Source organism: Streptomyces sp. ISL-94 (assembly GCF_018614075.1).
In the GTDB taxonomy this organism is placed as follows: domain Bacteria; phylum Actinomycetota; class Actinomycetes; order Streptomycetales; family Streptomycetaceae; genus Streptomyces.
Genome location: NZ_JAGGOZ010000029.1, coordinates 109,833 through 117,198, shown reverse-complemented (window position 1 = coordinate 117,198; position 7,366 = coordinate 109,833). Strand labels below are relative to the sequence as shown.

Here is a 7,366-nt window from a genome sequence, read left to right as displayed (position 1 = left end):
CCCGGTGAACCTTTCCGGCCACAGCATTAGGGCACCAGGACAGGCATCGGGATCTCGAAGTGGACCGTCCCGAATCCGCCGTGCTCCCCGGTCTCGCGGGCGTCGCAGACCTCGGCCGCCAGGCTGCGCCAGAACGCCTCCGCGCCAGGAGGACCCGGTCAGCGTCGGCTGTTGAGGAACCCGATGGCGACGGCGCCCCACCACGCCACCTGCGAGACGGTCGCCGACACCGCGCCCCAGAGCAGGAGCGAGCGGGTGGCGGGCCGGCCGTCGAGGGCGGCCAGGCGCCGGTGCAGCACACCGGCTTGGACGCCGTTCAGTGCGAGGACCAGGACGAGGCCGAGCTTGACGCAGGTGAGCGGGGAGGAGAGGTCGGGGTGGAGGAAGGCGCCGCTGGCGATGAGACCGGCCAGGCCCGCCCAGACCGGCAGGTGCAGGGGCGCGGTGGAGCCGACCACCGCGCTCAGGGACTTGCGGCCGCTGAGCCAGAGGATGCCGTAGTAGTCGATGGAGAGCACCGCGCCGAAGCCGACGACGAGACTGGCGAGGTGGACGAAGAGCGCTGCCGTGTGGAGCGTGGAGTCGGCCCGCAGATGGACGGCCACCCAGATGCTGGCTCCCCACCCCGCGCACACGGCCAGGGAGGCCAGGGTGGGAGCGCACCACAGCGGGACCCGGAGCAGATCGGCGGGCTGGACCGATCTCCGAGTGATCGAGGTGGCATCTGCAGTGGACATGGTGCTCCGATGGCCGGATGTGAGGGCGGGCCCACACCGCACAGCGTGAGCGAAGGTAAGGCTGCCCTAAGCACAAGGATTTCGTCAATATGGTCTCAGCGGCGCTCACGGCGGTCCCTCAAGCCTCCCACCAGGCATAATCGGCGTTCCTGCCGAGCCCGTAAGGGAATTGGAGACCACAGTGATACCGATGCACCGCCCGGCGGCCCTCGTGGCCGCCGGCCTCGCCGCAGGACTGCTCGCTCTGACCTCGTGCGGCACCACGCACGCCGGGGCCGGGGCCGGCGCCGCTGGTACGCCGTCGGCGCCCTCGGCCCCCGCCTCTGCGACGGCCGACCCCTCCGCCGCGGCGGCAGCCGCCAGGGCGAGCCACGACAAGGCGTTCCCGGAAGTGGCGGCGCGCTGCGCCGGCTCGGCCACGGCCACGGCCACGGCCACGGCCACGGCCACCGACTCCGACTCCGACTCCGACTCCGGCGGGCCGGCCGCCCTGCCCACCGACCCCGAGGCCGCCAAGCACGCGGAGAACAACGCTTTCAAGCAGAAGAGCGCGCTCACGCCCGAGGCCCGCTGCCGGGGCGAGGCGCATGCGCAGCGCATCAAGAAGGCGCTGGCCGGCCCCGGCGTCGCGGCGCCGGCCACCGAGGCGGATCTGGTGGCCGCGCTGACGGGGCTCGGCTACGAGCCCGGGAACGGGAACGTCTACCGCACCGGCGGCGCGCTCGGTTTCTCCTACCTGGTGCCCGGCACCGGGCCGTGCGTCACCGGGTGGCTCGGCAGCCCCGCCAAGGTCGAGGCCCACGGAATGTACATGGAGGGCGGCTGCATGGAACCGCGCGGCGGCCACTGAACCACGCCGGGAGTGGCGACCGCCCCCCGGCCAGGGGACCAGGAAGCTACGCGAAGTCGCGCGCGAAGGCCTCGCGGAAGCCGGGCCGCGTGACCGCCTCCTCGAAGGCGCGGGCGGCGCGTGCCAGCCCGGCCTCGTTCTCCTGGGCGGCGGCGAGTTCCGCGAGATAGGCGGGCAGGCTCAGGCCACGGGCCGCGGCGAGCGCGGTGAGCCGGTCGTGGACCTCGGTGTCGAGCTCGACTGTGGTGGTGTCAGCCATGCTCCGAGTATGCGCGCCCGCGAGCGGCACGGGGGCCGGTTCGCGGACGCGCAGGGTGGATCAGCGACGCGTCAGAGGTGCTGGAGGGAGCACGAGTTGACGGTGTCACTCCCGGCCGCGGCCTTTGGCACGGTGTGGCTCGGCGGCGGGGTGGCGCCCTGCGCCGCCCACGCGGTCAGGGCGTCGAAGGCCGTCTTCAGGCACGGCGACATCGGCCGGACCGGCTCGGGGAACGGCTTGAACAGGCCGTCGGCGTGGGTCCCGTCGGTGATCCGGTAATAGCGGTGCAGATCGCCGCGCCCCGCGTCCCCGACCATCTTCGCGTAGACGTCACCGCTCTTGGAGATCGGCAGCAGCGTGTCGAGCGTGCCCTGGAGGGTGATCAGCGGCCGGCCGATCCGGCCGGTCAGGGACAGCGGGGTCGCCGCAGTCCGCGAACTGGCCCGGCGCGCACCGGACTGCCGCGTGATCATGCTGACCACCTTCGACGACGACGCGTACGTGGTCCAGGCACTGGCGGCAGGCGCCATCGGCTACCTCCTCAAGAACCTGCCCTCGGCCCAACTGGCAGCGGCCGTACGCCTGGCACACGAGGGCGTGGCCCAGCTCGACCCCGCGGTGGCCCGCCGCCTGGCCGGCGGCCTCACCCGCCCGGGGCCCGCCCACCCCGCAGCGCCCGCCGTCTCCCGCGAGCCCGCACGGTCTCCGGAGCGCCCCGGCCTCGACGTCCTCACCGAGCGCGAGACCGACGTGCTGCGCCTGATCGCGACGGGCTCGACCAGCCGGGAGATCGCGGACCGCCTCTTCCTCAGCGAAGGCACGGTCAAGAACCACATCTCCCGCGTCCTGTCCCGCCTGGGCCTGCGGGACCGTACGCACGCCGCGATCCACGCCCGCGACCACGGGCTCCTCCAGACGGACCGCGGCAGGGCGGCCGCCGCCTCGGCTGAGCCGACGAGCGGGGGAGGAGGTGGGTGAGACCCGGGTCAGGGCGTCGACTCGTCGAGCACCGACAGCACGTTGCCGGCCGGGTCCTTGAACCAGGCGATCGAGGGCATGCCGCCCTCGCCCCGGACGATCCCCTTGGCGTCCGCGTCGAAGTCCGGATAGCGCTCGAAGGTCACACCGAGGGCCGTCAGTTCGTCGACGGCCTTCTCCACGTCGGCCACCGGGAAGTTGAGGACGGTGAAGTCGGCGGCCCGGTGGTTGTCCTTGGGGTACAGCAGCACGGTGCCGCCGCCGCCGAGATGGAGGAACAGCATGCCGTCGTCCTCCGAGACCCGCACGCCGAGCGTTCCGCCGTAGAACTCCTTGGCCTTCCCGACGTCGTCCACCGAGTAGCCGCTGAACGCCTTGGTGTCCTGGAACATGGTCACTCCGATCTCCGCAGCGGTCCCCTTCCCATCCTCCTCCCGGCGCCCCGGGCGCCGCACGTGCGCCGGACCGGGCGATGGGGAGGAGATTTCAGGTAGGGGATTCCCTACGTTTGACACGTAGGGAATCCCCTACCTATCGTGGAGGCATGGACATCACGCACGCCTCCTTCGTCACCCTCCCCGTCGCCGACCAGGACCGGGCCCTCGCCTTCTACACCGACGTGCTCGGCTTCGAGGTGCGGACGGACCGCCGGGTCGGTCCCATGCGCTGGCTCCAGGTCGCCCCCGAGGGCGCGCAGACCGTCTTTACGCTCTCAGGCCCCGGCATGGGCGATTTCATGCCGGGCTCGACCCGGGGGATCATGTTCGTCACGGCCGACGTCGACGCCGACTGCGCCCGGCTCGCCGCGGCCGGTGTCGAGGTCGAGGGGCCGGACGACGCCCCCTGGGGGCGGATGGCCGGTTTCCGCGACCCCGACGGCAACGGCCTGATGCTGCTCACGGAGAAGGAAGGCTTCTAGCCCCATGGTCACGACGGGTGCCGCAGAGGACCGCGTGTTCGCCGCGCTCGCCAACGGCACCCGCCGCGAAGTCCTGCGCCTGCTGCGCGAGCGCGGCCCGCAGCCCGTCCAGGCCCTCGCCGACCACTTCGACATGCGCCGCCCCAGCCTCTCGGAGCACCTCAAGGTGCTGCGGGAGGCCGGGCTCGTCTCGGAGGAGCGCGCCGGCCGGCAGCGGATCTACCGCCTGGAGGCCGCGCCGCTCGCCGATGTGCAGGACTGGCTCCATCCGTACGAGCGGTTCTGGCGCGACCGGTTCAAGGACCTCGGCGAGCTCCTCGACCGCATGCCCGACGATGAGACATGACCACCGAACCCGGCTTCCCCTCCGGTCCCCTGCCCGACGACGACCTCACCACCGTCCGGGTCGACCAGTTCCTGCCGCACCCGCCCGCCAAGGTCTGGCGCGCCCTGACCGAACCCGAGCTGATCGCCCAGTGGCTCATGGCGTCGGACTTCCGCCTGGAGGTCGGCCACCGCTACACGATGACCACGCTGCCCCGCCCCAACACGGGCTACTCCGGCACCACCGCGGCCGAGGTCCTCGCCTACGAGACCGGGCGCATGCTGTCGGTCCGCTGGCGGGACGCCGACACCTCCGCGGCCGACGCGGCGGACTGGACGATCACCTGGACCCTCGAACCGGAGGGCCGCGGCACCCGGCTCTTCCTCGTGCACGAGGGCTTCGACCCGGACGACCCGGCGCAGATGGCGGCCCGCACCATCATGGGAAAGGGCTGGCGCACCTTCGTCATGGACGCGCTGCGCGCCGTGGTCGAGCGGCTCTGACGCACGGATCCCGGAACGCAGGGACGCCGATACAGCGGAAGGGCCCGGATCCTCGCGGATCCGGGCCCTTCCGGGTAGTAGCGGGGACAGGATTTGAACCTGCGACCTCTGGGTTATGAGCCCAGCGAGCTACCGAGCTGCTCCACCCCGCGTCGGTAAACCTCACCCTACGGCACTCAGGGCCGCCCGCCGACCACTTCTGCCGGGCGCGCTGCCGGCCACCTGAAATCCAGGGGGCACCGTCCGGCCTGCCCGGAACAATGCGTCCCTGAGCATCCGTGCGGTACGCCACGACGAACTGCCCCTCTCCAGGACATCGAGAGGGCCGCCGGGCGGTGCTTCCGGGACATCGGCATGCCGGAGATCGCGGACGACGAGCCGCTCCCGCTCGACGCGCTCGCCCGCTACCGGCAGGCCGGCCTGGCCTGGGTCGCAGCCGACGAGGCCGACGCCCCGGTCGCCTGCCTGATCGCGGACCGCGTCGACGGCAACCTCCACGTCGAGCAGGTGTCCGTGCACCCGGACAGCGCCCGCCGCGCCCTCGGCCGGTCGCTGATCGACCACCTGGCGGAGCACGCCGTACGGGGCGGCGTGCCCGCCCTGACCCTGACCGCCTTCACCGAGGTCCCGTGGAACGCCCCGTACTACGCCCGCTGCGGTTTCCGGGTCCTGGACGAGCGCCGACTCACCCCCGGCCTCCGGGAGATCCGCGCGCGCGAGGCACTCCACGGCCTGGACCGGTGGCCCCGCGCGTGCATGCACCGCGCGCTCGGCGCGGCCGTGGCCGGCCGCAGCACTAGCCGGCGGCTTCCTGCGGGCTCTCGGCGGCCGGGGTGCGGCGGTGGGCGAAGCGGTCGGTCGCCCGGCGGCCGCGGGCCTCGAGCGGGAGCACCCCGTGGGCCGCGCCGAGTCCGAAGGGCGGCATGTCGAAGTAGATCGACTCGTGCGAGCCCTCGGGCACGATGTACGCCTCGTGCCACAGCCCCACGTGCCCGCGCACCTTGCCCGCGCGCTCCTTGCGGTTGATGATCGACCACGCCTTGTGGTGGAGCATGTCCGGGGCCGCGGCGTAGGCGTAGAGCTTCTCTTTCGACTCCCAGTACTGGACCACGTAGTACGTGCGGGGCGACGCGGTGAGCAGGACGTGCCCGAGCAGTCCGCGGTCGGGGTCCTTGGCCAGTTCGCGGAGCATGCGCGGCATGGCCAGCGCCACCGGCAGCCAGTGGTGCACCCCCCGGAAGCGGTTGATGCGCATGCCGATCAGCAGGACCACGACGTCACCCTTGACGTCCGCGGTGGTACGGCCCGGTATCGGTTTCGCGAACACGGTGCCCCCTCGTCCTCGTCCTCGTTCTCGCCGCTGGTTGGATAGCGCGGCTGTCCAAGTCTTCGTGGTTGGATAGTGACACTGTCCAAGGGAAGGTTCAAGGGATGCGGCTGGCGGAGTTGAGCGAGCGGAGCGGTGTCTCCCTCGCGACGATCAAGTACTACCTCCGCGAAGGCCTGTTGCAGCCGGGTCACCGGATCAGCGCGACGACGGCCGACTACGACGACAGCCACCTGCGCAGGCTCCGGCTGGTGCGCGCGATGATCCAGGTCGGCAAGGTCCCCGTGGCGACGGTCCGGGAGGTGCTCCGGCATGTCGATGACGACTCCCTGGGCCGCACGATCCGCCTCGGCGCCGCACTCTGGGCGCTGCCCCAGGACCCCGAAACCGACGACGAGGACGAGGACGAGGTCACGGCCGCCGCGCGCGGCGAGGTGGACCGGCTGCTGGAGATGCTGGGCTGGTCGACCGCCCGCGAGCTGGGTGCGCTGTCGCCCGTCCACCGCTCCCTGGTGGTGGCCGTGGCCACGCTCATGCGGCTCGGCTATGCCTGGGACGCCGAGCTGATGGCCCCGTACGCCGAGCTGATGCACCAAGCGGCCATGCGGGACCTGGACTTCGTGGAGACCCACCCCTCCGAGGCGGAGAAGGTCGAGACCGCCGTCGCCGCGACCATCCTCTTCGAGCCCGTGCTCAAGGCGCTCCGCCGTCTCGCCCAGGAAGAGGAGTCGGCCCGGCGCTACGGGCTGGCGTGACCGGACGCCCGCCGGCCGCCGCCGTGACTCAAGGGCGCGTGAGCCGGTGCGCCATCGCCACGAGGGCTTCGCGCCGCGGGTTGCGGCCCTCGCCGCCGTCGAGTACGTCCGGGACGAGCATCCGGGCCAGCTGGGGCAGGGTGAACCAGCCGCTGATGAGCGAGACGAGGGAGTGCAGCAGCTGCGCGGGGGGCACCTCGGCCGTGAGCGCGCCTCGGCGCTGGGCCTCGGCGATCGCGGCGACCTTCTCGGCGTAGTGGTCGGTGCGCTCGCATTCGGCGACGACGCGGTCCTGGCACATCAGGCCCTCCCAGGCCAGCAGGCGCAGGAAGTGCGGGTGCTCGCGGTGATAGTCGTAGGTGCGGCCTGCGTAGTCGCCGAGGTCCTCGGCCTGTTCGGGGGTCATCGGGACGGCGGTCGCGAGCTTGGCCAGCTCGGCCTCCAGGACGGCGCAGAACAGCTTCTCCTTGCTGCCGAAGTACTGGTAGATGCGCTCCTTGTTGATCCCGGCGCGGGTGGCCACCCGCGCGACGCGGGCCCCCTCGGGGCCGTGCTCGGCGAACTCCTCGACGGCTGCGTCGAGGAGGAGCTGCTTGGTGCGCGCGGTGTCCCAGGCCATGCGGCCATCCTACGTTATTCCCAACCGTGCGGTTGGAGTTGTGCCGCAGACTGTGCCAGACTCCAACCAGAAGGTTGGAGATTGGGGATCCAGC

At 72.1% G+C, this 7,366-nt stretch carries 12 protein-coding genes, 1 tRNA gene and 1 pseudogene; 7 read left to right on the top strand and 7 right to left on the bottom strand.

Annotation, left to right across the window (positions count from 1 at the left end; all coding sequences use genetic code 11):
• Positions 1 to 158: 158 nt before the first annotated feature.
• Positions 159 to 737: a hypothetical protein gene (locus tag J7E94_RS11900; RefSeq protein ID WP_215014769.1), complete on the bottom strand. Its 579-nt coding sequence runs from the start codon at positions 735 to 737 to the stop codon at positions 159 to 161.
• 190 nt (positions 738 to 927) lie between these two features.
• On the opposite strand from J7E94_RS11900, the gene J7E94_RS11895 reads away from it, so the two are divergent.
• Positions 928 to 1,587, top strand: coding sequence for a hypothetical protein (locus J7E94_RS11895; RefSeq protein WP_215014768.1), 660 nt, complete (start codon positions 928 to 930; stop codon positions 1,585 to 1,587).
• Between the two features lie 46 nt (positions 1,588 to 1,633).
• Here the strand turns inward: J7E94_RS11895 and J7E94_RS11890 are convergent, their stop codons facing one another.
• Together J7E94_RS11890 and J7E94_RS11885 are read right to left on the bottom strand one after the other, a co-directional pair.
• Positions 1,634 to 1,846 (bottom strand): antitoxin MazE7, encoded by a 213-nt coding sequence (locus J7E94_RS11890; RefSeq protein WP_215014766.1) that lies wholly within the window; start codon positions 1,844 to 1,846, stop codon positions 1,634 to 1,636.
• Positions 1,847 to 1,917: 71 nt separating this feature from the next.
• Positions 1,918 to 2,319, bottom strand: coding sequence for a D-(-)-3-hydroxybutyrate oligomer hydrolase (locus J7E94_RS11885; protein ID WP_251056506.1), 402 nt, complete (start codon positions 2,317 to 2,319; stop codon positions 1,918 to 1,920).
• On the opposite strand from J7E94_RS11885, the gene J7E94_RS11880 reads away from it, so the two are divergent.
• A complete protein-coding gene (locus J7E94_RS11880; RefSeq protein ID WP_251056540.1) occupies positions 2,318 to 2,824 on the top strand; it encodes a response regulator transcription factor in 507 nt (168 codons plus the stop codon). The genes J7E94_RS11885 and J7E94_RS11880 overlap by 2 nt on opposite strands.
• Positions 2,825 to 2,832: 8 nt before the next feature.
• Here J7E94_RS11880 and J7E94_RS11875 read toward each other — a convergent pair whose 3' ends face one another.
• On the bottom strand, positions 2,833 to 3,216 hold the full coding sequence (locus J7E94_RS11875) for a VOC family protein (protein WP_215014863.1): 384 nt from the start codon (positions 3,214 to 3,216) through the stop codon (positions 2,833 to 2,835).
• A gap of 152 nt (positions 3,217 to 3,368) precedes the next feature.
• On the opposite strand from J7E94_RS11875, the gene J7E94_RS11870 reads away from it, so the two are divergent.
• From J7E94_RS11870 to J7E94_RS11860, 3 genes are read left to right on the top strand one after another with little or no spacing between them, the layout of a single operon-like run.
• Positions 3,369 to 3,743: a VOC family protein gene (locus J7E94_RS11870; protein WP_215014762.1), complete on the top strand. Its 375-nt coding sequence runs from the start codon at positions 3,369 to 3,371 to the stop codon at positions 3,741 to 3,743.
• A gap of 4 nt (positions 3,744 to 3,747) precedes the next feature.
• The gene (locus J7E94_RS11865; RefSeq protein ID WP_215014760.1) at positions 3,748 to 4,089 is read left to right on the top strand and encodes a helix-turn-helix transcriptional regulator; all 342 of its coding nucleotides are present in this window, start codon (positions 3,748 to 3,750) and stop codon (positions 4,087 to 4,089) included.
• Positions 4,086 to 4,571 carry an SRPBCC domain-containing protein gene (locus tag J7E94_RS11860; RefSeq protein ID WP_215014758.1) on the top strand — a complete coding sequence of 162 codons (486 nt, stop codon included), beginning with the start codon at positions 4,086 to 4,088 and terminating at the stop codon, positions 4,569 to 4,571. Before J7E94_RS11865 ends, J7E94_RS11860 begins: the two co-directional genes overlap by 4 nt.
• Positions 4,572 to 4,649: 78 nt before the next feature.
• Here the strand turns inward: J7E94_RS11860 and J7E94_RS11855 are convergent.
• Positions 4,650 to 4,723: transfer RNA gene (locus J7E94_RS11855), tRNA-Met, on the bottom strand.
• Between the two features lie 116 nt (positions 4,724 to 4,839).
• Here J7E94_RS11855 and J7E94_RS11850 point away from each other — a divergent pair.
• Positions 4,840 to 5,342 (top strand): annotated as a pseudogene (locus tag J7E94_RS11850) (GNAT family N-acetyltransferase); the annotation flags it as partial.
• Between the two features lie 25 nt (positions 5,343 to 5,367).
• Here the strand turns inward: J7E94_RS11850 and J7E94_RS11845 are convergent.
• A complete protein-coding gene (locus J7E94_RS11845; protein ID WP_215014756.1) occupies positions 5,368 to 5,898 on the bottom strand; it encodes a DUF4188 domain-containing protein in 531 nt (176 codons plus the stop codon).
• A 104-nt stretch (positions 5,899 to 6,002) separates the two neighbouring features.
• On the opposite strand from J7E94_RS11845, the gene J7E94_RS11840 reads away from it, so the two are divergent.
• Positions 6,003 to 6,653: a MerR family transcriptional regulator gene (locus tag J7E94_RS11840; protein ID WP_215014754.1), complete on the top strand. Its 651-nt coding sequence runs from the start codon at positions 6,003 to 6,005 to the stop codon at positions 6,651 to 6,653.
• 28 nt (positions 6,654 to 6,681) lie between these two features.
• Here J7E94_RS11840 and J7E94_RS11835 read toward each other — a convergent pair whose 3' ends face one another.
• Positions 6,682 to 7,272, bottom strand: coding sequence for a TetR family transcriptional regulator (locus J7E94_RS11835; RefSeq protein ID WP_215014753.1), 591 nt, complete (start codon positions 7,270 to 7,272; stop codon positions 6,682 to 6,684).
• Positions 7,273 to 7,366: the final 94 nt, after the last annotated feature.